Raw genomic sequence first — 23,414 nt, 5'->3', positions numbered from 1 at the left:
CAGGCGGATCCGCCTGTCTGGTGTCTTCGTACGCATGGTTCTCACCCCACGTGGTTGAGGAACTTCCTCGTCCGCTCGGAGGTCGGCGAGTCGATGAGCTGCCGCGCGGGCCCCACCTCCGCGTTCAGGCCCTGGTCCATGAAGGCGACGCGGTCGGCGACGTCGCGCGCGAACCGCATCTCGTGGGTGACCACGATCATCGTCATCCCTCCCTCGGCCACCCGCCGCATGACGGAGAGCACCTCGCCGACCAACTCCGGGTCCAGCGCACTGGTGGGTTCGTCGAAGAGCATGAGCTTGGGCTCCATCGCCAGCGCACGGGCGATGGCGACGCGCTGCTGCTGGCCGCCCGAGAGGTGGCGGGGGTAGGAGTCGCGCAGGTGCTCCAGCCCCACGTCCGCCAGAGCGGCCCTGGCCCGCTGGAGGGCCTCGTGCCGGGGGAGTCGGCGGACCTTGGTGAGCCCGATCGCGACGTTCTCGAGCGCGGTCAGGTGCAGGAAGAGGTTGAAGTGCTGGAACACCATGCCGACGCGCTCCCGGTACGTGGCGATCTCTGCATCGCTCGCCTCGTGCAGCTCGCCGTTCCGCACCACGGCACCGGCATACTCGTCGTCGACCCTGATATAGCCGGCGTCGATCTTCTCCAGGTGGTTCACGCAGCGCAGGAGAGTGCTTTTTCCCGACCCCGACGGGCCGATCAGACACAGCACTTCGCCCTGCATGACATCGAGGTCGATTCCCTTGAGGACCTCGGTATGGCCGAAGCGCTTCACGACGCCGCGAATCGCGACCAGGGGCTGCGCGTTCATACAGGCTCCTCCGCGAGACGAGCTCTGGCGACTCCTGCTCGGGCCCCGCTCGACACGGAGTACTTCTTCTCGAGGAAGTGCTGGCCGAAGGTGGCGATCGTGACGATGAGCAGGTACCAGAAACTGACCACCATCAGCAGCGGGATGACCTTGAAGTTGGAGCCGTAGACCTGCTGGGCACGTGTCAGCAGGTCCCCCCCGCCGATGACGGAGACGAGCGAGGTGGCTTTCAGCAGCCCGATGAACTGGTTTCCGGTCGGCGGGATGATCACGCGGATGGCCTGCGGGATCACGATGACCCGCATCACCACCCGGCGCTTCATGCCCAGGCTGTGCGCCGCTTCCCGTTGCCCCTCCGGGACCGACATGAAGCCTGCCCGGATGATCTCCCCGGCAAAGGCCCCCTCGTGCAGGGACAGCCCGATGATCGCGGCACTGAACCCGGTGATGAGCGTGTTGGTGTCCCAGCTGTAGGTGCCGATTCCCACCTGTGGCACGAACAGCGCGGCGTTGAAGCAGATCAGCAGGATGACGAGGAGCGGAACGCCACGAAAGAAGCCAACGTATGCCTTCGCGAAAGCCCGGAAGACCGGATTGCGGGACTCCCCGAGCAGAGCGAGTGCGCAGCCGATCAGGACCGCGATGATCTGCGAGACCAGCGACAACTCGATCGTCACCGCCAGGCCTTGCAGGGTCGGCGCCGAGAAGAGGTACCGCCCGAAGACGGACCATTCGAAGCTCTCGTTCGTCGCCAGCCCGTAGGCCACACCCGCGGCAAGCAGCAGCGCGAGGCATCCACTGATCCAGTGGCTGGGGTGTCGACGCGGAACGGGCGTGGCGTAGGGGTCCCGCACCTCGCCATAGGCGGTCAGTGATGTCACCGGTGGTTCCCTTCCGTCTGGGTGGGCCGCGGTCGAACGAGCCCCGCCCCGCCCGACTCGCCGGGTCACGGCTGTCCACATGCTCCGCACCGGGTGGGCAGCTCGAGGGGACGGGTCGCCGCCAGGTTGATGCCGGGCTCCTTCAACGCGGCGTCGGAGAGGCCCCACTGGGACATGATCTGGTCGTAGGTGCCGTCCTTGATGATCGCCTGGAGCGCGCCGAGGAGGGCCTGGGCAGTGTCGTCGGCGTCGCGGGGAACGACGATGCCGACGTACGTGCGGGCCAGCATCGGACTGGGGATGATCGTGAACGCGTTGTTGCTGGTCTTGTTCTGCCACGCGCCGGTCGCGGTGTCGGTGACAGCAAAATCGATCTGGCCGGACTGCAGGGCGGTGTTCTGGGCGCCGGCCGTCGGGAAGTTGGTGACCTCCAGTTCCGGACGCCCCTGCGCCACGCAGTTCTCCGAGAACATCCTCGCGTTGTCGACGAACTCCGTGCCGATCTGCACGCCGACGTGCAGCCCGCACACGCTCAGCGGGTTCGAGGTGATGGTCTTCGGGTTCGCCGCGGTGGCCATGAGGCTCAGCGTCGCGTAGGCGTAGTCGACGAACTGCACCGTCTTCTGGCGTTCCGCGTTGTCGGTGATGCATTCCATCGCTGCGGTGTAGCGCCCACTCTGGACACCCGGGAGGAGTCCGTCGAAGGCGATGGCCTCCTGAGTGATCTTCACCCCGAGCCGCGGCGCCATCGCCATCAGCAGGTCGTGGTTGAAGCCGGCGATCTCACCGGAGTCGTCGGTGTAGTCGCACGGCGGATAGGAGGGATCCGTCGCCACCGTGAGGACGCCGGAGTCCCGGACCTGCTGGGGCAGCCGGTCGTACAGCTCGGGGATGACCTGTGAGGTGGTGCTGTCACCCGCCGTGGGGGTCGAGCTTCCGGAGCCGCAACCGGAGATGAGCAGCGCTACGGCGGCGGCAACGGAGACCGTGGCCATGAGCGCGCGGGGCTTGGGCATCGAGAACTCCTCAATGGTGTCGACAGCAGGAACTGAAGAGAATCATTCAGTCCAGTAAATACTGTATCGATCTCTATGCAGGGCCGGCAATGCACGCCGATCTGCCTAACCAAGTCGTTCCACGCGCGTAACAAACTCGGGCTCGATCAGCTCGTGGCGTCCACCGGCAAATCGGTGATCTCCAGGAAGGCCCCGTCGAGGATCTCGGCAGCGACGGCCTCCATCTCCCCCGACATGATCCGGTCGTCCTTGAGGAACTCAGCCTTCGAGCGGACCAGGTCGTACGTGGGACGGTTGGCAGGCGCCGAGTGGCCACCGTTGCGCAGGTCCAAGCCCTGCGCTGCGCTCAACAGCTCGATCGCAACGACGTAAGCCGCGTTGCGCACCATGGGGCCGAGGCGCACCGACGCGTGCGTCGCCATGCTGACGTGGTCCTCCTGACCGGCGGAGGTCGGGATGCTGTCCACGCTGTTCGGCATCGCCTTGCCCCGGTTCTCGGCAACGAGCGCGGCGCTGGTGACCTGGGCCATGATGAACCCGGAGTTCAACCCCGCGTTCTCCACCAGGAAGGGCTCCAGCCCACTCATGGAGGCATCCATGAGCATGGCCTGCCGCCGCTCGGAGATGGAACCGATCTCACAGACCGCCATCGCGATGATGTCGGCGGCGAATGCGACGGGCTGCCCGTGGAAGTTCCCGCCCGACAACACGACCCCGTCGTCGGGAAACATGAGCGGGTTGTCCGAGACGGCGTTGAGCTCCTGCTCGAGCGTGCGCGCGGCGAAGGTGAGGAGGTCGAGCGCCGCCCCCATGACCTGCGGCTGGCACCGGAGGCAGTACGGGTCCTGCAGTCGCCGGCCCGCGAACTCGATGTCGAGCACCGGGCTGTCCGCGACGAGTCGACGCAACACGCCGGCCACGCGGATCTGGCCGGCGTGGCCGCGAATCTGCTGGATCCGGTCGTCGAGGACCATCTGGCGGCCGGCGGTCGCCTCCAGGGTGAGCGCCCCTGCCGCGAGGCCCGCATTGATCACGGCTTCGGCGCCGAACAGGCCACGGAGCGCGATGGCGGTGGACGCCTGAACGCCGTTGAGGAGCGCGACGGCCTCCTTCGGGCCGAGGACGATCGGAGCGAGCCCGGCTTCGGCGAGGCCCTCTCTGGCGTCATAGGTGACACCGCCGATCCGGACACGACCCTCGCCCATCATCGCGCCGGCCATGTGGGCAAGGGGCGCGAGGTCGCCCGAAGCGCCCACCGACCCCTGGGAGGGGACGACCGGCAACACGTCCGCGTCGATGAGCGCCTTCAGCATCTCGGCGACCTCGACGCGGATCCCGGAGTGGCCCCGGGCCAGCCCGATGAGCTTGATGACGAGGATCGCGCGGACGATCTCGTCGGGGAGCGGGTCCCCGACGCCGACCATGTGCGAGAGCACCGAGCGCCGTTGCAGCTCGGCGAGGTCGTCGGAGGAGATCCGACGGTCGGCGAGCTTCCCGAAACCGGTGTTCACGCCGTAGACGACGTCCCCCCGGCCGACCGCGTCAAGGATGACCTGGTGGCCACGGCGGATGTTCTCCAGCGCCTGAGGAGCAAGGTCCACTGTCACGGGGCTGCGATAGACCGGCCGGAGGGCATCCAAGCTCACGCGCTCGCCCGTGATCCTGACGGTATTCACGCTGATTCGTCTCCTTGTATTGGTGCCTGTACTCGTGGCTTCCGTGGTGGGCGATGACCCGCGCCGGGTCGGTGGAGCGCACGCGGGCGCCGCGGTTGCAGGGATCGATGAACCCGAGCGTTCGTACATTCCCGTCGGGGGGCGGAACGTGTGTAGAAGAGCATGCAGACTGCGCCGAACTGTATCCCTGGTATGCAGACGTGGCAAGCTCTGAGTATGTTCGCCGCGTGACCCATACGACCGCCGTCGTCCTGGCCTCTCGCCCCACCGGCGAGCCCATCCACGAGAACTTTCGCCTCGAGGCGCGAGACCTCCCCGCACTGGAGGAGGGGCAGGTGCTGCTCCGGACGATCTATCTTTCCCTCGACCCGTACATGCGCGGGCGGATGAACGCCGGGCGGTCCTATGCCAGGGCCACGGAGCTCGGTGAGGTCATGGAGGGTGGAACGGTCTGTGAGGTCCTCGAATCGGCGTCGGCGATGTTCGCCCCCGGCGACATCGTGCTCGCGCACGTCGGATGGCAGACCCATGCGGTCCAGAACGCGGACCTGCTGCGCGCGATAGATCCGGGCAGGGCGCCCATTTCCACAGCGTTGGGAATCCTCGGCATGCCGGGCTTCGCAGCGTGGGTCGGACTCACCGAGATCGGTCGGCCGCAGCCCGGCGAGACGCTGGTGGTCGCCGCGGCGACCGGTCCGGTCGGATCGATGGTCGGGCAGATCGCCCGGCTCCAGGGAGCCCGCACCGTCGGTGTCGCGGGCGGACCGGACAAGGTCGCCTGGATGCGGGAGCTGGGCTTCAACGCCGCACTCGACCACCGGGCGCCCACGTTCGTCGAGGACCTGGGCGCTGCCGTGCCTGACGGCATCGACATCTACTTCGAGAACGTCGGCGGTGCGGTGTGGGAGGCCGTATTCCCTCATCTCAACGACTTCGCCCGCGTGCCGGTCTGTGGTCTGGTGTCGCAGTACAACGAGACACGTCCGCCGGCGGGGCCGGACCGGTCACACCTTCTCATGAGCGCGATCAACACCAGGCGGCTGCTCGTCCGGGGGTTCACACAGCGCGACTTTGGGGCCACCCACTACGGGCGCTTCCAGCGCGATGTGTCGACATGGTTCGCCGAAGGCCGGCTCAAGTACCGCGAGGACGTCGTCGAGGGCATCGAGAACGCTGTCGACGCCTTTCTCGGCCTCCTCGAGGGTAGGAACTTCGGCAAGCTCCTGGTGAGGGTCTCAGAGGACCCGACCACGGGTGAGCCGTCGACCGAGGCCTGACCAGCCAGGTCGACGACGAGGTCGATCAGTCCTCGAAGACGCTCAGCTCCGCGGCATGTCGCTCGAACCGCTCGAGACCCATCTGCGAGCTGTTCGGACGCGCGTCGGCCATGGCGTGGAGCAAGGCGCTCGACGTGATGTTGACAGCGGCCGAGGTGTCGAAGAGCAGGCCGCTGGCGAGTCGTACCGTGATCAGCTCGTCGGTCTCATGGCCCACCGTCGCGTACGACTCGTCGCTGATGACCGCCACCTTCAGCCCGATCTCGCGCGCGTAGCGCACGAGATCGCAGGCCTCCCTCGGGTAGCGGGGGAGGATGAAGGCCAGGCACCAGGTCGCTCCCTGGTCGCGGGCCCGGGCGATCCGCTCCTTCTCCTCGGTGTCGCCGCGGTCGATGACGGCGATGCCCGGGTGCACCTTGGCCCCGAGGTAGGCGAAGTGCTGCGCGAAGGATCGCGAGACGCGCAGCCCGATCACCGGGAGCCGTTCCGACGACATGATGGCCGCGCCGACCCGGGCGATCTGGTCGCCGAGGGGGGCGGACTTGCTGAGCCACTGCAGGTTGGCGATCTCGGCACCGATCGCCTCCTCCAGCGGGCCGGCGCTCTCGGTCTGGGGCGGGAACGAGGTCATCTCCGACCGAGCCCACTTCTGCAGGGCGTCCTTGAAGTCGGCGAACCGCCGGTATCCCAACGCTGCGGCGAACCGGGAGACGGAGGGCTGGCTTACACCGACCTGACGGGCAATGCTGTCGCTGGTCAGGAACGCCGCGTCATCACGATGGTCGATGACGTAGCGGGCGATACGCCGCTGAGCCGGAGAGAGCCGCGAGTTGCGCAAACGGTCGTAGACGGCATCGACGGAGGCGGCCGCTTCCGTTGTCATGTCAGCCCTCCGATACGGCCGCACACGGGCGTCGCACCCGAGCGCGACGAGCAGACGCACCTCGGCTTCTGCCCCGATGGAATGGCAGCAGGCACCTGCGCACGGCGAGGTTCGTCCCAGCTTTGCATACTTCTATACATCCAGCAACCGATCTCATGAGGTGGGCTTCTCGGCGATGAGTGCGGACGACCTCGGCGCGACGGGTTCCGGGACGCCAGGTGCCTACTGCTCGAACGTGGCCAGGATGTCGGCGAGCAGCCTCGCGGTGTGTTCCGGGTCGCTGATGTTGGGGGAGTGCTTCGCCTCGATCTCGTACACCGCGCAGGACCGGGCGCACTGAGCGATCTTTCCCGCCCAACCTGGCTCGACAAGGTCGTCGTCCAGTCCACTCACAAGGGCGAGTGGGACCGTCACGTGGCGGAGACTCTCGGGGTACTCGTCGACCCTCTCGGTCGTCGCGAACGGCGTCGGAAGGCCGGCCGCGGCGACCGCTCGATAGTGACCGGGGTCGCTCGCGTTCCGCATCCGAAGGTCGACGTGCGCCTCGATGCCCGCGAAGTCGCCGGTGAGGAGTCGGACGATGCGCAGCATGTCCGCCCGGGTCCCGTCGAACTGCGACAACGACGCCAAGGACTCCTTCGTGCGGTAGGGCCCCCCGGTACCCGCGATCGAGACGCCCGACTTCATCCGCCAGGCGAACCACGGTGTCGTCGAGGCACGCAGAGCCATGGCCCCGCCGAACGAGTTGCCCACGACATGGGCGGGCGTGGCGCCCAACCCGACCGCATCGAGCAGGGCGGCAACCTGACGGAGCCTGAACGTGTAGGGAGCCACGTCGAGTTGGACCATCTTGCTGGAACGCCCGTATCCGTAGAGGTCCGGCGCGATGACGTGGTAACGGGTGGCCAGGAGGGGGATCACCCCTGCCCAGGCGGTCTCGGCGGCCCCACCCCATGTCCCGTCATGGAGGAGCACGACCGGTGGGGCGGAGGGGCCTCCCGCCGCCAGATAGCTCGTCGTCAGCCCTCCGAGGGTGAGTTCGTGGCGCTCGACCTCATGCATCTGGTTCATCCGTCTCCAGGAAGAAGGGGTGGGAGTGCAACGCGCAGGTGTCGGTGGGGGGAGGTACGGCTACTCGAGGAACTCGTAGTCGTCGTCGTTGACGGAGTCGGTGATGTCCCAGTACTCGATGTTCGTGTACGGCCAGAGCTGGGACACGCGACCGTTCTTGTTCTGGTACCAGGTGCGGGCGTAGGGCTGGCCCCAGGCCTTCGTGCGGTTTCCCTCATCCACCCACTCGACGAAACGGTCGAGCGCTTCGGGACGGACGTCGAGTGCGGCGACCCCGCGCCGCAGAAGTTCGTGGATCGCGGAGAGGGAGTACTCGACGGCGCGCTCGAGCATGAAATGCAGACTCCCCGCAACGGTGCCGCCGACGTTGGGCCCGTAGATGAGGAAGAAATTGGGAAATCCGGGGACGGTGATCCCGTTGTAGGCGCGCGCGTCGCCATCCCAGAAGGCATGGATCTCACGACCGTCGCGGCCGACGACCTCGACCTCGTCGAGATAGTCCGAAGGCTTGAACCCGGTCGCGAACACGACGACGTCGACGTCGTGCTCCTGGCCGCTCGCATCGACGAAGCCGTTCTCGGTGAACCGCTCGATGCCGGCAGTGACCAGCGTGGTTTTCTCCGACTTCAGTGCTGCGGCCCACACGCCGTTGTCGCGGAGCATGCGCTTCGCGCCCGGCGGGTAGTTGGGGATGACGCGCTGGAGAAGGTCGGGATCGTCGTCGAACTGAGGCGCAATCCGAGAGACGAGGAACTCGCGCAGTTCCTGGTTCGCCGGGGAACAGCTCAACGGGGCGCCCGGCCAGTCCTCCTGTGCCACCACGGTGTGCGCCCTGCCCTCGATCCCCGTGAGAATGACCCAGAGCCGGAACCACTGCGCGTAGTGCGGAACCTTGCGCCGCAGCCACGTGAAGGCCGCGCTCACGGTGTGGTGGTAGGTGGGCGCAGGGAGCATCCAGGGGGCGCTGCGCTGGAAGACGATGAGCGAGCCGACCTGGTCCATGATCGCCGGCACGATCTGGTAGGCGCTGGCGCCGGTGCCGACGACGGCGACGCTCTTACCCGCGAGGTCGACGTCGTGGTCCCATTCCTGCGAGTGCATCGTCATCCCGCGGTACTTCTCCGAGCCCGCGATCTCGGGAATGTTCGGGCGGTCGAGCTGGCCGAGCGCGCTGACGACGGCGGAGAACCGGCGCACCTGCTCGCCTCCGTCGGCGGTGCGGGTGGTGGCCTCCCACAGTCGCTCCTCCTCGACCCAGCGCAGCCGTACCAGCCGGGTCCGGAACTCGATGCGGTCGACGACGCCTGCGCGCCTTGCGACGTCACGCAGGTAGTCGAGGATCTCGCCGCCCTGCGCGAACTGGTGCGGCCAGTCGCCCCGCTGGGCGAACGAGTACGAGTAGCCGAAGGTCGGCGTGTCCAGGCGGACGCCGGGATAGGTGTTCTTCGCCCACGTTCCGCCGATGGTCTCACCGGCCTCGACGAGGACGTAGGGGATGCCGGCCTGGGCGTAGCGGTGCGCGGCCGCAATCCCTGCCACACCCGCCCCGACGATGAGCGCCGAGAAATCTCGCCCGCGTGCCACCTCGTCGAACTGCCAAGCGGGCCTCCCACCCTTGGTGGGTGCGATGTCGAGCTCGTGGGTGAGCATGCCGAACCATTCCTCGCGGCCACCCGTGAGGTAGCCGAGGATGTCGCGGACGGCCGCGTCCGGCAGCATGTCGACCGTCGTGACCTGCTTGTCACGCAGCTCCTGCAACCCGGCCAGAGCGAGGAGGGCTGCCTTCTCCCGCTGCTCCGCCGTCATGCCGCCGTGCGGATGTGGGGTCGTGTCCATCGGGGTGAGCGGAGGCCGGAGGTCCGGGTGGAGGAAGGTGGTGTCGCGCAAGGCTGCTGCGAGCGCAGCCAGCAGGACCGGCAGCTCCGCGCCGGCCACGATCTCCTCGAGGAACGCATCGTCCTCCACGATCGGCTCGGACCGGGACTCCCAGTAGAGGTCGTCGAAATGCTCGGTCTCCGCCGCCTGGGAGCTGCCTGGCGGTGTCATGTCGAGTTGCGTCCCTTCTGTCGGTCGCCGGGGTCACGACGATGAACTTCGGTCGCACAGCGCTGCCACGACGCTGCTGCCACGACGCCGACGACGGCGCGAGCAGGCTGTATGATACTATGCGATTCCGACGCAGGCGCATAGAGTGGTGCGAGACCGGCCGAGCCGCTGGGCGCGGTACGAGGCGCGACCCGGGCCGCTCGTCGAGTCGCCACTGCGACGACCACCCACCGACAGTGGCAGTCCAACCAACAGTCCGACAGTGACAGTCCGAGAGTGACAGTGAGGAAGGTCCGATGAGCGTTTCAGAGGGCGTCGTGGAGGAATGGCTGGAGAGCTTCGGGCGGGTCTGGCGCGAGCGTGACGCGAAGGCGGCCGCCGCGATCTTCACCGCCGACGCGCACTACCGGAACAGCCCCTTCCTCGACGAGCCCTTCGTCGGGCAGGACGAGATCGAGGGCTTCTGGGAGAACGCGGTCGCCGACGTCTCCGACGTCGACTTCCGTTATGGCACCCCGGTCATCGACCGCGATCGTGTGGGTGTCGAGTGGTGGACGATCCTACGGTCCCGGGGGGAGCAGTACACCCTTGCGGGAAACTTCCTCCTGACGTTCTCGGGCGAGAAGGTCTCGGACCTTCGCGAGTCGTTCGTCAAGGAGGAGGGCGCGCTTCAGCCTCACCCCGGTTGGGGACTGTGACCCCGACTCGCGGACTCGGTTCGGAGGTCTCGTGGTGGTTCCTCTCGTGGGTATCGGTGGAGTGGACGTGCAGGGTCGAGCCGAACTGCTGATCGTCGGGGCTGGAGTGATCGGCGCCGGGGCCGCCCTTGCGCTGGCGAGGTCCGGTCACGACGTCCTCGTGGTCGATCGCAACAGTGGCGTCGGCGACGGCTCCACCGGGGCGTCCGCCGGGATCATCCGCGTTCACGCGAGCGACGCGCAGAGCTCGGCCCTGGCCCACGACGCGCTCGTCGCCTGGACCGGCTGGCGGGAGTTCCTCGGGGCGGACGCGTCCGAAGATCTGGCCCGCTTCGTGCGTTGCGGCTCCCTCGTCCTCGATGCCGGGAACGGATTCGTCGGGCAGGCCGCGGCAGCCATGACGATGGCCGGTGTGACCTTCGAGAAGTGGTCCCTTGACCAGATGAGTGGCCACTTCCCGTACTTCGACTTCCATCGCTTCGGGCCACCGAGGCCGGTGCAGGACGAGGCGTTCTGGGAGGAGCCGTCGGAGTTCCTCGCCGGAGGGCTCTACACCCCGCAGTCGGGGTACGTCGGGGATCCCACGCTTGCCGCCGTCAACCTCATGCGCGCCGCACAGCGGGCAGGGGCGCGTCTGCGGCTGTCGGCCGCCGTCGGCAGCATCGACCGCGAGCGTGACCGTGTTGTCGGAGTGACGCTCACCGATGGCACGGTCCTGCGGGCCGCTGCCGTGCTGGTGGTCGCCGGTCCCCACACGGACGCCCTCCTCCGCGGTATCGGCGCGACGTCGGACTTCCGGGTTCGCACCCGACGCATGCGAGAAGAGCTCATCCACATCGCGTCGCCCCCCGGGCTGGACCTCGCGCTCCAGGGCGTGCACCTGGTGGACGGTGATCTCAACATCAACTTCCGGCCCGAGCGGGGTGATGCCTTCCTCGGCGGAAGCAACGGCGACCTGGCCGACGAGCAGACAATTATCGAGGACCCGGATCGGTTCGACCGCCACGTGACGGCCACCGCGTGGGAACGCACCACCCTGCGGATGGCCCGACGCATCCCGGACCTGGGAATCCCGCGGGCCCGCAGCGGCGTCGTAGGGCTCTACGACGCCGCCGAGGACTGGCTCCCGATCTACGACCGGACCTGCGTCGACGGCCTCTTCGTCGCGATGGCGACCTCCGGCACCCAGTTCAAGACGGCACCGATCGTGGGGGAGCTGCTCCGGCACGTCATCGAGAGCGAGCTGGACGGGAAGGACCACACCACCATCCCCTTCGCCAGCCCGTTCAGCGCTCGCACCTACTCGACGGCACAGTTCTCACGGCTGCGTGCGCCGCGGGAACAGCAGTCGCGAGGATGAGCCTCATGCAGCGCGGCGACGAGCCCGGACGTGAGGACGGACACCAGGACACGACCGTGGGGAAGGGGTCCGTCCTTCTCGACGGCATCGCGGAACTGACGACGAACGACGACGAGAACGGCGGAAGGATCACCGACGCCGCGGTCGTGGTCGAGGGCGATCGCCTTGCATGGGTCGGCTCGGCCGCCGCCGCACCGGCCGCGGACCGGAGAGTCGATCTGGGCGGCCGTGCGGTGCTTCCCGGCTGGGTCGACTCGCACACCCACATGGTCTTCGGCGGGCAGCGGACCGCCGAGTTCGAGGCCCGCATGTCCGGACAGCCGTACTCGGCCGGCGGTATCGGTGTCACGGTCCGGGCCACCCGCGCGGCCAGCGACGCGGAGCTCGCCGCCAACCTGGCACGGCTGATCGGTGAGGCCCGCCGTGGCGGCACGACCACGATCGAGACCAAGACCGGCTACGGCCTCACGGTCGCCGACGAGCTGCGGGCCGCACGCGTCGCGGGTCGGCATGTCGACACCGTCACCTTCCTCGGGGCGCACATCGTGCCCGAGGGCGACGATCCGGATGCCTACCTGGACCTCGTGACCGGCCCCATGCTCGACGCGGTCGCTCCCCTCGTCACGGCGGTGGACGCGTTCTGCGAGACCGGCGCCTTCGACGGTGCGGCCACCCGCCGGGTCCTCGCGAGTGCGAGAGAGCGCGGTCTCGCGCGCAGACTCCACGGCAACCAGCTCGGGCACGGCCCCGGTGTACGACTCGCGGTCGAGTACGACGCTCTCAGCGTGGACCACGTCGGGTTCCTCACCGACGACGACGTCGAGGCCCTCGCCTCCTCCTGGGGGGCCGGCACGCGGGGCACAGTCGCCACCGTGCTGCCGGCGTGTGACCTCTCCACCCGGATGCCTCTGGCACCAGCTCGCCGCCTGCTCGATGCGGGGGCGGTCGTCGCCATCGCGACCAACTGCAATCCGGGTACGTCCTTCACCACCTCGATGGCCTTCTGCGTGGCTACCGCCACCCTCCAGATGGGGCTGTCGGTCCGGGAGGCGGTCCGGGCGGCCACACTGGGCGGTGCGGTCGCGCTCGGGATGCACGAGGACGGCTGGCGCGATCCACTCGGCACGCCACAACCGGCCGTCGGCGTCGTTCGTCCCGGTGCACGAGCAGACCTCCAGGCGCTCGATGCACCCTCGATCGCCCACCTCGCCTACCGCCCCGGGGTGCCGCTGACGAAGGCTGTGTGGAGAGCGGGTGTCCGCGAGGTCTGACCCGGTACCGCCAACGACATGGTCCGCCCGGCCGAGGCAGGCCTCCGATCGGACCGCAGCACACATCGACACGACCATCTCGTCCCGAGGTGGAGGACAGGAGAGAAGCATGGACCCGCAACTCGCCGGCAGAACGGTCCTGATCACCGGCTCGGCGGAGCGGGCCGGCCGCACGTTCGCACAGCACTTTGCCCGAGCCGGAGCGTCCGTGGTGGTCAACCACTGGAGGCAGTCGACGCTGGCAGCGGAGACCGTCGATCTCATCCGCGCCGCAGGCGGTGACGCGATCGCGATCGAGTCCGACGTGTCGAACACCGGCGACGCGCGGACCTTGGTGCAGCGGGCATTCGGTTGGAAGGGGGATCTCAGCGTCCTGATCCACAACGCGAGCTCGCTGCGCCCGAAGGAGTTCGAGGACGTCACCGAGGACGACTTCGACGCGTCCTTCGGTGTCAACATCCGGGGTCCCTTCTTCCTCAGCCAGGAAGCCGCGAAGGTCATGAAGAAGCAGGGGCGCGGGCGGATCATTGCGCTGGTGGGCAACTCGACCACCGAGGCATGGCCGAACCTCATCCCCCACGGCCTCTCCAAGACCGCACTGGTCCGACTGATGGAGCAGCTCGCGGTGGCGCTGTCGCCGACCGTGCAGTGCAACGCCGTCGCGCCGACCCAGTTCTACCGCTCCGACGACGGGACGAACGACGCCCTCCGGCGCTACCGGGGCGAGCCCCTCGTGGAGGACGGCACCATTCGGATCGGATCACGGTACGAGTTCCGCAACGGCGACGCCGACGACGTCGCCGAGACGCTGTTGTTCCTGTCGACCTGCTCGTCCTACCTCACGGGCGCCGTCATCCGGCTCGACGGCGGCAAGGCGCTCTTCTGAGCCCTTCTGTCCGTCGGCGGTGGGCCGCGTTGGTCGAGCCACCGGGTCACCGAACCGCGCGGAGCGGTCCTGCCGCGCAGCCCGATGTGGGGATGGCTCGGCTTGGGTCCAGCTGATAGTTCATGGCACGAACCGGTCGCCGGCGAGGAGCCCGTTCCTCGAAACCGAATGCTGTGGAGATGATCGCGCCGCCTTCCGCACCCGTCCGACGAGGCTCGTGCCCTGGGTGCGGTCGCCGACGGTGTCGAGGATCGGGTCGACGCCGCCCGGGGCGTGGCGGCGCAGGGCGGTTGGCCAGTGCATTGTGTCCTTCGGTGCGGGCTGCAAGGTCTCGGTGACGCCGTAGCTGGTCGAGCGTTCACGTGGTGGCACGAGCCCCGGCCGTCCGGGACCGACGACCATCGCCCCGGCCCCCACCGCGACCACCGCGACCATCGCGCCTCCGGCTACGACCACGACGACCCCGGCTCCGACGACGACGAGGCCGACCACGATGCCGCTGCCGACGTCCGAGGGCTTTCCGGATCCCACCTCGACAACGTCGTCTCCGCCGCCCTGGTCGTCGAGCGCCGCCGCCTGCGGGCGGCGGTGGTGCTCCGTGCGACGGCTGACCGGCGACCAGAGGGCGTGCGGCCCGGACAGGTGACCGCGGCGAGTCCGGCGAGAGTGGTGAGCGCACCGGTCACCGGGTGCGTGCCCCCAGGGGAGCGGTCGCGCTAGTCGTCGAGAAGCTCCACGGTGTCGCCCGCGACTACCCCTCCGGGGCCGGGGCAACCTCGTGACCACCGACGCGAGGACGGGCGAACCTGACGGGAACTGGGTGGCTCACCGCGGCGTGCCGACTCCGATGCGATCCAGGTCACGGCCGACCACGAGCCTGCCAGAGAAGCCTTCGGCGGCTCGCCGCCATTCCTCGTCGGGCCAGTTTCCGGGCACCAGGTGCGAGAGCGCGAGTGTCTTCGCGCCCGCCCGCTCGGCGATCGGCCCGACGTCCTCGACGACGGTGTGCGCGTTGACGAGGTGCTCGAACAGGCCCTCCTGGGCATCGGTGCGCGGCGCCGGGAGGAGCTGCTCCACGTACTTGCGGTCGATGACCTCGTGCACGAGGACGTCGACGCCGCTCGCGAGCTCGATGAGGTTCTCGCTCGGGCCAGTGTCGCCCGAGAAGGCCACCGAACCGTCGTCGGTGTCGAACCGGAACGCCAGCGCGGGGAAGACCGGCGCGTGCTGCACAAGTGTCGCCGACACGCGCACCGCGTCGTCCTCGTAGAAGGTGATCGGAGACATCCTGGGATGCGGGTTCCGGTTCGGGTCGGCGAGGAACTGAGCGGGGATCGGGACGTCGCGACCCTCGAACAGCTGGTCGGGCGTCGGCTTCCGGTTGTCGAAGACGCGGTCGTTGTAGTCCGTGGCGAACGCCCGAACGAGCAGGTCGACCATCTCGCGAGTGCCCGGCGTCGGGTTGTCGGGCGCCACAGGTCGGGGTGCCGGCGGTGGGCCGAACAGCGGCGGGAGCGCGCCCCTGTTCCCGGGGCCCCAGATCTGGACCTTCTCCGGCACCTTGTGCAGTCCGTTGTAGAGGCCTTCGGTCAACAGGTTGTTCAGGTCGACCACATGGTCGGAGTGCAGGTGCGTCAGGAAGACGCCGCGTAGCGCGTCCAGCGGACCGTCGGTGTCGTGCTGCCAGTTGCCCAGCTGGGCACGACGCAGTTGACCGAGCACACCCGCCCCCGCGTCCACGACGTAGAACCGGTCGCCGACGACGACGGCGGAGGCGATCCCCGGGCGTTCTGTCCCGGGCCAGTACGCGGGTCCGCCCGACGTGCCCAGCAGGATGGCCTGTGTCCGGAATCCGTCGGCGCCCCCGGCGCCCCCGGCGCCCACGGGCGCCGGGGTCTGTGCCGGCGCGCACGCGGACACAGCGGAGACGAGAGGGATCGTGGCGGCTGCGCCGAGGAACCCGGTGAGCATCGAGCGGCGGGAGACACCCGCTCGGACCGCTGCGGCGACGACGTCACACATTCGTTGTGCTCGCTTTCCGTCGAGTACCTCTCGCGGCCGACGAGGGGGCGGGGTGGAGGAGCGCTCGACCGATCCTGACTCGGGGTGCCCTCGTCCGCGGTCATCATCCGGACATCCCGGTCGATCAGCCCCGAATCGCGAGGGCCGTTCGGGATAACCGTCCCCGCCGAGAACGGCCGCAGCGTGGCGGCTCACCCGGCTCCGATTCCGCGCGGCGTGCCGCCGCACCAAGAGGACATCGACATCCGCCCGTACGACGTCAAGGTCGCGTAACCAGCGCCCGGCGGGCCGTCACCCGGGCCCATGCTCGGCTCTGGCGGGTCGGATGGTCCGGTTCGCCGGGAACGAGTGATCCGGCGGCCGATGTGTTCTACGCGGTCCTGCTGGTCCGCGGCTTCACCGCGGTGGCCGCGTGCCTGCGCGGGCTGGAGCGGCTGAAACTACCCGGACGTCGTGACGAACGTGCTCGGCGGCGTCGTCCTGGTCCTGCTCGGGCACCTGGTGGTGGCGCTGCTCCGCCCGGAGAGGTTCTGAGGTGAGCGACACCGTCGCGGGTCTGCGGCAGGCCGCTGCTTCTGCTCCTGCTCGCGGTCTGCCAAGGGCCCTTCGGCGACGACATGGCCCGGGTCTTCACGGCCGCGCGGGCTGGTGGCTCGAGTCCGGCTATCTGTCGGCTCGCCGGCGTGGACGCCGCCGTCGAGCAGCGCCTGCCCACCCCGCCGCGGGAGTGCTGGGTTTCTCGTACGTCTCGGTCGTGCTGCTCTACCTGCTGCAACGGTTGCAGCCGCTGCTGCCGCTCGCGTTCGGCTGCGGGCCGGTCGAGCCTGGTCTTCCTCCCTCTCTCGCTGATGGTCAGCCGGCCGAGCACGTCGATCTACGTCCTGCTGACGGCTGGCCTTGCGGTCCTGTTCGGCGCGGTCAGGGCCGTCGCCGGCAACCTGCAGCGGAGGACGCAGGCTCGCCCTCCTGCTCGCGTCTTCCGTCGTTGGTAGCCTGGCGCAGTCCGCCGTCAGCGGAGGTCAGCGATGGAGCAGGCGAAACGGGAGCCGATCGCGGGCAGGTGCACCGCGATCGAAGAGGCCCGCCGCCTCGGCACGTCCGTGTACTTCCCCCATCGGCTGCGCCTGCTCGACGAGGCTCGGCCCTTCGACATGAGGCTCAAGGCGGTGTCCTTCGGGCCGGTCACCGTCGGCATGCTCAGCTATGCCGATCCGGTCCACATCGAGACGGACGACATGGAGACCGCCTACGAGGTCAACGTCCCCTTGGCGGGCACGGTCGACAGCTGGTCGGGGCCGGACCGGGTGATGGCGTCGGTACGACGCGCCGTCGTCTTCCGTCCCTACGGCCAGACGGTGATGGAGGGCTTCGGGGAAGGCAAGCCGCTGCTCGGGGTCAAGCTCGACCGCACAGCCCTGGAGACGCAGCTGAGCGATCTGCTCCGCACTCCTGTGCGGGGACCCATCGAGCTGTCGTCATCGCTGGATCTCGCCAGTGGACGGGGACGCGACTGGTGGGCCGTCGCGCGGTCGGTGGTCGACCTCTTCACCGCGTTCGACGACAACTCGACGCTGCTCAACAACGCCCTGGTCATGCGCCCGCTGATGCAGAGCCTGCTGACGGGGTTGCTCTTCGCAGTCGAGCATCCCTTCCTCGAGCAGGTGCTCGAGCCACCGGGGCCCTCGCTGCCGGCTGCTCTGCGTCGTGCCCAGGCGTTCATCGAGGAGAAGGCCGCCGAAGCCCTCACCGTGACCGACGTGGCGGCAGCCGTCGGGCTGGGCGTGCGTGCCCTGCAGGTGGGCTTCCAGCAGCACCTGCAGGCCACGCCGATGGAATACCTGCGCGACGTCCGGCTCAGGCGCGCGCACGCGGAGCTCGTCGCCGCCGACCCAGAGCGGACCACTGTGGCCGAGGTCGCGCACCGCTGGGGCTTCGCTCATCTCGGCCGGTTCGCGGCCCGCCATCGCGCCACCTACGGCACGTCCCCGTCAGAGGTCCTCGGCTCTGCTCTCTGAGCATGGCCGTTTCGCGCGGGCCTGATTGTGCGCTTCCTGGACAAGGCCTGTGCGTTCCCTGGCGGCGCGAAGGTAGACGACACCGCGTCAGGTCTCGTCGGTGACATCGGCCGGGGCGTCGTACTGGCGTTCGGTTGGTTTCGGCTTCGCCTACCGGCGTGGCCGGGACGACGCCCCGGACCTGGAAGCGATCTACCGAGGCTGCAAGATCGGCGAGACGTACGAGGGCGCCAACGAGATCCAGAAATGGGCCATCGCCGGCCAGATCTTCGGTCGGGACATCACCGGCTGACCCGGCTCGCGAGGCTTCCCCGCCCGGTCCGTGGCGGGGAAGCCGTACGCGTCGGTCCCCACGACGTCCGTTGTTCACCATGCCTGAACCGTTGTTGTGACCGCCGTCTCACACGACTCAACCTGTGCAGGACCACGGCAGGTGGCGCACGGGCCCCGGCCCACGCCTCCCGCCGGGTCGGTCAGGTCGCCGTCGCCAGGGTTCCCGCCCCCGCCGGCGGCGGACCGCCCCGTCTGACGCCCCTAGGAGGACAGGCAACCGTGAGCACTCTCGACGAGCGCCCGATCGGAGAGATCGGGGAGAAGTTCGACCCCCTCAACCCGCACACCGCCCTCGAGTACTACACCCGGGCACGCGCCGAGCAGCCCGTCTTCTACAACCCGCGGCTGAACGTCTGGGTCGTCACGAAGTACGACGACATCAACGAGATCGAGCGGCTCGTCGGCACTCAGAAGTACACCGCCAAGGGCGCTCTGAACCTCGTGAAGCCGCCGTGCCCGGCGGCGCTGGACATCATCGTCAACGCCGGGATCAAGGTCGACAACACCATCGTCGACGAGGACCCGCCGGAGCACACCGTCAAGCGCAAGGTGCTGCGCGAGTACCTGGGCGAGGAGGTCGTCAACCGCTTCGAGCCGCAGATCCGCGACCTCGTCAACGAAAAGCTGGACTCGCTGGTCAAGAAGGGCTCGTGCGACCTCGTCGCCGACTACGTCTTCGAGATCCCCGCCTGGGTCATCTTCCAGCTCATGGCCGTGCCCGCGGAGGACATGGAGCGCGTCCGCGAGTACGCCAAGGGCAACGGCAAGTTCGGCTTCGGGATCCCCACCGATGAGGAGCAGGTGGAGGACGCCAAGGGCATCGCGAAGTACTGGGAGTACGCGAAGGCCCACGTCGACAAGCTGGTGGAAAACCCTGGCGACGACATCATGAGCCACTACATCCGGCGCCTCCAGGAGGAGGACCCGAGCCTGTACGACATCCAGGATGCGTACACGGTGATGCTCCAGCTGCTGTTCGCCGGTCACGAGACCACGACCAACACCTCCGGCAACGCGTTCCGGCACCTGCTGGAGAACCGCGACCAGTGGGAGATGATCTGCAACGACCCGTCGCTGATCCCCCACGCCATCGACGAGATCATGCGTTTCGCGACCCCGGTGCCGCACTGGCGCCGGACGACGACCGAGGACGTCGAGATCCGCGGAGTCAAGATCCCCGCCGGTGAGACCGTCATGATCGCGCTGCACTCGGCCAACCACGACGAGGACGTCTTCGAGAACCCCGGCAAGCTCGACATCTGCCGGAAGAACGCGCGCCACCACCTGGCCTTCGGCAAGGGGCGCCACCGCTGCCTCGGTGAGGCGCTCGCGCGGCTCGAGCTGCGCATCATCCTCGAGGAGCTGGCCAAGCGTCTGCCGCACATCCAGCTCGTCGAGGGGCAGCCCTGGGTCTACGGCGAGAACATCTCCCACCGCGGCGTCGAGCACTGCCTCGTCACCTGGGACCCGTCCCAGAACCCGATCCCGGCCGACCGCCCCTGAACGGCTGGGCCGTCCCGACCGGGGACCGGGGTCGATCTCCGGGTTCCCGGTCGGGACTCTCCTCCCGGCCAAGGCCGGGCAGCTCAGTTGCACCTCACGAAGGACCGCTGACCATGAAGATGATCGTCGACTACGACCTGTGCGAGGGACACGCCGAGTGCGTCGTCGCCGCCCCCGAGATCTTCGAGATGGACGAGGCCGGCGAGAAGGTCGTCCTCCTTCAGGAGTACCCGGACGAGAGCCTACGCGACAAGGCGATCGAGGCGGTCAAGATCTGCCCCATCGCCGCGCTGCAGCTGGAGGACTGACCTGTCATGCGTCGCATCGTGGTCGTCGGAGCCGGCCTCGCCGGGCTGCGGGCCGGACAGGAGCTGCGGGACAAGGGCTTCGATGGCGAGCTGTCCATCGTGGGGGATGAGACGCATCTCCCCTACAACAGGCCGCCACTGTCGAAGCAGGTCCTCGCCGGTGACATGGAACCCGCCGAGTGCGCGTTCCCCCTCGGTGACCTCGACGCGACGTGGGTCCTCGGACGTCCGGCCGCCGGTCTCGACACCGGCGGCCGGGTCGTCCGTCTCGCAGACGGAGGCGAGCTGCCCTACGACGGGCTCGTGATCGCCACCGGTCGGCGGGCACGCGAGTGGCCCGGACTGCCGACCCTGGCGGGCTTCCACATGCTGCGCGGTCTGGACGACGCGATCGCGCTGCGTGACGCTATCGAGCAACGTCCACGCATCGTCATCGTCGGAGCCGGCTTCATTGGCTGCGAGGTGGCGGCCACGCTCCGCAAGCGTGGCGTCGAGCACGTGACCCTCATCGACGTCGCACCCCATCCGATGCCCGTCCTCGGCCCGGACTTCGGCAGGCGGGCCACGGAGATGCACACGGAGAACGGCGTCCGGCTGCATCTGAGCACCAAGGTGGAGCGTTTCGAGGGCGAGAGCCGGGTCGAGGCGGTGCACCTGAACGACGGCACGCGCCTCGGCGCCGACCTCGTGCTGATCGCGCTCGGGTCTGCGCCGAACACCGAGTGGCTGGCCGGATCGGTCGTCCTCGAGGACGGCAACGTGCTGTGCGACGAACGCTGCTTTGCCGTCGGTCGGACCGACATAGTCGCTGCAGGTGACGTGGCCATGTGGCCGCACCCGCGCGTCGGCTCCGCGATCCGGGTCGAGCATTGGACCAACGCCAGCGACATGGCCCGGCGGGCCGCCCGCAACCTGCTCGACCCGGCAAACGCCGAGGTGTACGCCCCGGTGCCCACGTTCTGGTCCGACCAGTACGGCGCCAAGATCAAGGCCGTCGGGCTGTGGGGCAGGGTTCAGCAGATATCCGTGATCGAGGACAACGCCGAAGCCGGGCAGTTGGTCGTCGAGGGGCACAGCGGCGACGACCTTGTCGGGGCGTTGATGGTCAACAAGAACAAGGCGTTCATCGACTACCGCCGCAAGCTGGCCTCCCAGTACACCCTGCCCCAGCCCTGAGCGCCGACACACGACGAGCCGGCGGTTCAACGAAGAGGAGTCGGCGTGAAGCCGCAGAGGAATCAGCCCACGAACCGCCGGATCGTCGTCGGAGCCGGGCGCTCAGGAACCGAGGCGGTCCGGGAGCTGCGATTGTCCGGCTCCTGTCGCGAGGTGATCGCGGTCGACGAGGCACGGCTCCCGGCGCTCGCGCACTCGGCCGAGTCGGCGGAGTGGAAACCTGCTTCGGTGTGGCCGCCATCGGGCTGGACACCCGGGCTCGCCGCGTCCATCTTGCAACGGCGAGGACCTCGCCTACGACGGCCTCATCATCGCCACCGGGAGCCGACTTCCTACGGGCTGCCTTGATGTGATCCCGCGTGGGCTCCCGACTTTCGGACCTGGCACACGTGCGCTGGCCCAGGTTCGCAGGGCCTCGACCAAAGCCCTGTCGCCGCGCTTCACTTGTCGACCGCCGGCGTCCCTGGCCTCTGCCCCTCGCCCTGCCGCTCCGCGCGGAAGTGCCGTGCGCGGTCGGATCCGCGCCGTGTCGACTCGTGAGGCCCGCGAGGTGCCGGGCGGGGCCGGGCGGGGCCGGGGCGCTGATCGTGATTGGCGCAGCGCCGTCAGCGGCATGGCTGCTGGGGTCGGGTGTCGACGTCGACCTCGCGGGCGTGCTCTGCACGTCCTCCTGCCGTGCGGTCGGGGTCGAGGACGTCGTCGTGGTCGGGTCCGTGACGTGCTGGCGCCAACGCGGACGGAACTGGACGATGCTGGTCGAGCATCGGACGCCTGACCCTCGGGCCACCGCCACGGCGATGCGGAACCTGGTGGGCGGAACCGACTACAGGCACGCTGCAGTGATCCGGCGGAGAGCAGCTCCGCCGGCACCTACAGCGGGCTGGCTGTGCCGCTTGCGAGCTAGTGAAACCCTGGCCGTTCCGTTACCCGACGACGGAGGCCCGCTGCGTTCTCGTCGAGGACCGGGCCTTCGTCGTCGCTCGTCTCCGTCAGTGCGTGCGCAGAGTCACAGCACGAGGGTTGGTGAAGAACTCCCGGGGGTACAGGCGCCCTCGCGACCGACCCCGCTCTGTCCCTCGCCGCGGAAGGACAGGCGCAGGTCGCGCATGAAAAGCAGCTGATCCACACCATGCCGGCCTGCCGCTGCGCCGCCAGTCGGTGGGCACGGTCCAGGTTCTGGGTGCAGAGAATGCCTGCGAGCCCCTACGGGCTGTCTTTCGCGATCGTCAGGGCCGGTGCCCGGAAGCGAGTCGTTGCTCTTCGTCGACGGCGCCCGCTCACGCTGTGCACCGTGCTCGAGAGAGCGGGGTGGATCATCGCGGAGGCCGAGCGACGGAGCCGCCCCTGCGCGCCGCCCACCCGAGCACCTCGCCCCCGGCGAGACGCTGATCGTGCGGGGCCTCGCGCTGTTCGCCTTCGTCGACGAGGTCGGGACCGAGGCCGAGCCGATCAGGTGCGGCAAGTTCTGCGCGACACCCGAACAAGGGGATTGCGGCACCGGCTCGGTTGGCACGACAGCGGCCGCGACGTCGCGTCCGAGGCGACGACCCTGGCTGTCGGCGCCTACCCGCGCTGTCGGCTACTCCGACGCCTTCGGGTTCAGCGCCGCGTTCAAAGGCATCCGCGGCCTGAACCCCAGCCATTGCCGGCGTGCCACTCCAGGCGCCCTCCCCGGGCGGGGCCGAACGCCGGCAGAGAGCTGACGACGTCCCTCGTTCCCGCTGCCCCCGCGCCCTGGCCGGGCACCATGTCCGCTCCTCGCCGTCACGTCGCTGGCCCCGGTCCTCGCGGTCCTGCCACGCCACTGGCGAGGGGCCGATCGATCCTGCGTTGCATGGTCGTGCACGGTTGCGATGACGGTGGGCAGGCCGACCCGAGCATCTGCCCCAGCCAAGGTGCTGTGTTTGTTGTCGTGGCCGGGCGCTGCATTAGCGCAGGTGCAACGTGGGCGCGGGCACTGCTCGGGCGTCGGGGCTGAGCCGAGCGCGAGCGGTGGCGAGTGCGAGGGCGACGTGGCCAGTTATCCGGTCGGCGTCTGCGGCCCAGGAGACCTCCTGCTCGGTCTCAGGGACCGAGTAGCAGGCGGCCAGCAGGTCCGAGAGCTCGCGCAGGAGCTCTTCAATGGCGTGAGCACGGGTCGTGCCGCGGAAGGGTGTCATGGTGCGCTCTTGTGTCGATGGTGT

21 protein-coding genes and 1 pseudogene are annotated in these 23,414 nt (G+C 68.8%); 12 read left to right on the top strand and 10 right to left on the bottom strand.

Annotated features, from left to right (window positions below; all coding sequences use genetic code 11):
• Nucleotides 1-41: 41 nt before the first annotated feature.
• The 4 genes from LWC35_RS06220 to hutH form a co-directional block, all read right to left on the bottom strand.
• Nucleotides 42-809 (bottom strand): amino acid ABC transporter ATP-binding protein, encoded by a 768-nt coding sequence (locus LWC35_RS06220; RefSeq protein ID WP_232868923.1) that lies wholly within the window; start codon nucleotides 807-809, stop codon nucleotides 42-44.
• Nucleotides 806-1,690 carry an amino acid ABC transporter permease gene (locus LWC35_RS06215; protein ID WP_232868922.1) on the bottom strand — a complete coding sequence of 295 codons (885 nt, stop codon included), beginning with the start codon at nucleotides 1,688-1,690 and terminating at the stop codon, nucleotides 806-808. The genes LWC35_RS06220 and LWC35_RS06215 overlap by 4 nt, the downstream gene beginning before the upstream one ends.
• 65 nt (nucleotides 1,691-1,755) lie before the next feature.
• Complete coding sequence (locus tag LWC35_RS06210; protein WP_232868921.1) at nucleotides 1,756-2,706, bottom strand: ABC transporter substrate-binding protein; 951 nt, start codon at nucleotides 2,704-2,706, stop codon at nucleotides 1,756-1,758.
• A gap of 146 nt (nucleotides 2,707-2,852) precedes the next feature.
• Nucleotides 2,853-4,382 (bottom strand): histidine ammonia-lyase, encoded by a 1,530-nt coding sequence (hutH, locus tag LWC35_RS06205; protein WP_232868920.1) that lies wholly within the window; start codon nucleotides 4,380-4,382, stop codon nucleotides 2,853-2,855.
• A 53-nt stretch (nucleotides 4,383-4,435) separates the two neighbouring features.
• Here hutH and curA point away from each other — a divergent pair, with 53 nt between their 5' ends.
• Nucleotides 4,436-5,659, top strand: coding sequence for an NADPH-dependent curcumin/dihydrocurcumin reductase (gene curA, locus LWC35_RS06200; protein ID WP_308194472.1), 1,224 nt, complete (start codon nucleotides 4,436-4,438; stop codon nucleotides 5,657-5,659).
• A 25-nt stretch (nucleotides 5,660-5,684) separates the two neighbouring features.
• On the opposite strand, the gene LWC35_RS06195 is transcribed toward curA, so the two are convergent.
• The 3 genes from LWC35_RS06195 to LWC35_RS06185 form a co-directional block, all read right to left on the bottom strand.
• Entirely contained in the window at nucleotides 5,685-6,602 is a 918-nt protein-coding gene (locus tag LWC35_RS06195) for a MurR/RpiR family transcriptional regulator (protein ID WP_232868919.1), read from the bottom strand.
• A 162-nt stretch (nucleotides 6,603-6,764) separates the two neighbouring features.
• The gene (locus tag LWC35_RS06190; protein WP_232868918.1) at nucleotides 6,765-7,613 is read right to left on the bottom strand and encodes an alpha/beta fold hydrolase; all 849 of its coding nucleotides are present in this window, start codon (nucleotides 7,611-7,613) and stop codon (nucleotides 6,765-6,767) included.
• Nucleotides 7,614-7,673: 60 nt separating this feature from the next.
• A complete protein-coding gene (locus LWC35_RS06185) occupies nucleotides 7,674-9,659 on the bottom strand; it encodes a flavin-containing monooxygenase (RefSeq protein WP_232868917.1) in 1,986 nt (661 codons plus the stop codon).
• Nucleotides 9,660-9,955: 296 nt separating this feature from the next.
• Between LWC35_RS06185 and LWC35_RS06180 the strand changes: the two genes are divergently transcribed.
• From LWC35_RS06180 to LWC35_RS06165, 4 genes are all read left to right on the top strand, one after another.
• Complete coding sequence (locus LWC35_RS06180; protein WP_232868916.1) at nucleotides 9,956-10,357, top strand: nuclear transport factor 2 family protein; 402 nt, start codon at nucleotides 9,956-9,958, stop codon at nucleotides 10,355-10,357.
• A gap of 67 nt (nucleotides 10,358-10,424) precedes the next feature.
• Nucleotides 10,425-11,717 (top strand): NAD(P)/FAD-dependent oxidoreductase, encoded by a 1,293-nt coding sequence (locus LWC35_RS06175; protein ID WP_232868915.1) that lies wholly within the window; start codon nucleotides 10,425-10,427, stop codon nucleotides 11,715-11,717.
• Nucleotides 11,714-12,988, top strand: coding sequence for an imidazolonepropionase (gene hutI, locus LWC35_RS06170; protein ID WP_232868914.1), 1,275 nt, complete (start codon nucleotides 11,714-11,716; stop codon nucleotides 12,986-12,988). Before LWC35_RS06175 ends, hutI begins: the two co-directional genes overlap by 4 nt.
• A 109-nt stretch (nucleotides 12,989-13,097) precedes the next feature.
• Nucleotides 13,098-13,874: an SDR family NAD(P)-dependent oxidoreductase gene (locus LWC35_RS06165; protein WP_232868913.1), complete on the top strand. Its 777-nt coding sequence runs from the start codon at nucleotides 13,098-13,100 to the stop codon at nucleotides 13,872-13,874.
• 120 nt (nucleotides 13,875-13,994) lie between these two features.
• Here the strand turns inward: LWC35_RS06165 and LWC35_RS06160 are convergent, their stop codons facing one another.
• Together LWC35_RS06160 and LWC35_RS06155 are read right to left on the bottom strand one after the other, a co-directional pair.
• Complete coding sequence (locus LWC35_RS06160) at nucleotides 13,995-14,405, bottom strand: hypothetical protein (RefSeq protein ID WP_232868912.1); 411 nt, start codon at nucleotides 14,403-14,405, stop codon at nucleotides 13,995-13,997.
• 294 nt (nucleotides 14,406-14,699) lie between these two features.
• Nucleotides 14,700-15,896, bottom strand: a complete 1,197-nt coding sequence (locus LWC35_RS06155) for an MBL fold metallo-hydrolase (RefSeq protein ID WP_232868911.1) — start codon at nucleotides 15,894-15,896, stop codon at nucleotides 14,700-14,702.
• A gap of 453 nt (nucleotides 15,897-16,349) precedes the next feature.
• Here LWC35_RS06155 and kdpF point away from each other — a divergent pair, with 453 nt between their 5' ends.
• The 7 genes and pseudogenes from kdpF to LWC35_RS41225 all read left to right on the top strand — a co-directional run.
• Entirely contained in the window at nucleotides 16,350-16,430 is an 81-nt protein-coding gene (gene kdpF, locus LWC35_RS40850) for a K(+)-transporting ATPase subunit F (RefSeq protein WP_372463002.1), read from the top strand.
• A 491-nt stretch (nucleotides 16,431-16,921) separates the two neighbouring features.
• On the top strand, nucleotides 16,922-17,911 hold the full coding sequence (locus LWC35_RS06150; protein WP_232868910.1) for an AraC family transcriptional regulator: 990 nt from the start codon (nucleotides 16,922-16,924) through the stop codon (nucleotides 17,909-17,911).
• Between the two features lie 100 nt (nucleotides 17,912-18,011).
• Nucleotides 18,012-18,203 (top strand): hypothetical protein, encoded by a 192-nt coding sequence (locus LWC35_RS06145; protein ID WP_232868909.1) that lies wholly within the window; start codon nucleotides 18,012-18,014, stop codon nucleotides 18,201-18,203.
• 260 nt (nucleotides 18,204-18,463) lie between these two features.
• Nucleotides 18,464-19,747 carry a cytochrome P450 gene (locus LWC35_RS06140; protein WP_232868908.1) on the top strand — a complete coding sequence of 428 codons (1,284 nt, stop codon included), beginning with the start codon at nucleotides 18,464-18,466 and terminating at the stop codon, nucleotides 19,745-19,747.
• 113 nt (nucleotides 19,748-19,860) lie between these two features.
• A complete protein-coding gene (locus LWC35_RS06135) occupies nucleotides 19,861-20,055 on the top strand; it encodes a ferredoxin (RefSeq protein ID WP_232868907.1) in 195 nt (64 codons plus the stop codon).
• Between the two features lie 6 nt (nucleotides 20,056-20,061).
• Nucleotides 20,062-21,231 (top strand): NAD(P)/FAD-dependent oxidoreductase, encoded by a 1,170-nt coding sequence (locus tag LWC35_RS06130; RefSeq protein WP_232868906.1) that lies wholly within the window; start codon nucleotides 20,062-20,064, stop codon nucleotides 21,229-21,231.
• Nucleotides 21,232-22,424: 1,193 nt separating this feature from the next.
• Nucleotides 22,425-22,801: pseudogene (locus LWC35_RS41225) on the top strand (hypothetical protein); the annotation flags it as partial.
• 358 nt (nucleotides 22,802-23,159) lie between these two features.
• Here LWC35_RS41225 and LWC35_RS06125 read toward each other — a convergent pair.
• Nucleotides 23,160-23,390, bottom strand: a complete 231-nt coding sequence (locus LWC35_RS06125; RefSeq protein ID WP_232868905.1) for a hypothetical protein — start codon at nucleotides 23,388-23,390, stop codon at nucleotides 23,160-23,162.
• Nucleotides 23,391-23,414: the final 24 nt, after the last annotated feature.

It is taken from the genome of Pseudonocardia kujensis (assembly GCF_021283305.1).
Lineage (GTDB): Bacteria > Actinomycetota > Actinomycetes > Mycobacteriales > Pseudonocardiaceae > Pseudonocardia > Pseudonocardia kujensis.
The sequence above is the reverse complement of the archived record's forward strand: the minus strand, read 5'-3'. Positions and strand labels throughout refer to the sequence as shown.

Excerpts from the sequence above, each read along its gene's own strand:
- LWC35_RS06180 (WP_232868916.1), top strand. The coding sequence starts at position 9,956 with ATGAGCGTTTCAGAGGGCGTCGTGGAGGAATGGCTGGAGAGCTTCGGG.
- LWC35_RS06185 (WP_232868917.1), bottom strand. The coding sequence starts at position 9,659 with ATGACACCGCCAGGCAGCTCCCAGGCGGCGGAGACCGAGCATTTCGAC.
- LWC35_RS06220 (WP_232868923.1), bottom strand. The coding sequence starts at position 809 with ATGAACGCGCAGCCCCTGGTCGCGATTCGCGGCGTCGTGAAGCGCTTC.
- LWC35_RS06210 (WP_232868921.1), bottom strand. The coding sequence starts at position 2,706 with ATGCCCAAGCCCCGCGCGCTCATGGCCACGGTCTCCGTTGCCGCCGCC.
- hutI (WP_232868914.1), top strand. The coding sequence starts at position 11,714 with ATGAGCCTCATGCAGCGCGGCGACGAGCCCGGACGTGAGGACGGACAC.
- LWC35_RS06125 (WP_232868905.1), bottom strand. The coding sequence starts at position 23,390 with ATGACACCCTTCCGCGGCACGACCCGTGCTCACGCCATTGAAGAGCTC.
- LWC35_RS06135 (WP_232868907.1), top strand. The coding sequence starts at position 19,861 with ATGAAGATGATCGTCGACTACGACCTGTGCGAGGGACACGCCGAGTGC.
- LWC35_RS06190 (WP_232868918.1), bottom strand. The coding sequence starts at position 7,613 with ATGAACCAGATGCATGAGGTCGAGCGCCACGAACTCACCCTCGGAGGG.
- LWC35_RS06130 (WP_232868906.1), top strand. The coding sequence starts at position 20,062 with ATGCGTCGCATCGTGGTCGTCGGAGCCGGCCTCGCCGGGCTGCGGGCC.
- LWC35_RS06155 (WP_232868911.1), bottom strand. The coding sequence starts at position 15,896 with ATGTGTGACGTCGTCGCCGCAGCGGTCCGAGCGGGTGTCTCCCGCCGC.
- curA (WP_308194472.1), top strand. The coding sequence starts at position 4,436 with ATGACCCGCGCCGGGTCGGTGGAGCGCACGCGGGCGCCGCGGTTGCAG.
- LWC35_RS06150 (WP_232868910.1), top strand. The coding sequence starts at position 16,922 with ATGGAGCAGGCGAAACGGGAGCCGATCGCGGGCAGGTGCACCGCGATC.
- LWC35_RS06165 (WP_232868913.1), top strand. The coding sequence starts at position 13,098 with ATGGACCCGCAACTCGCCGGCAGAACGGTCCTGATCACCGGCTCGGCG.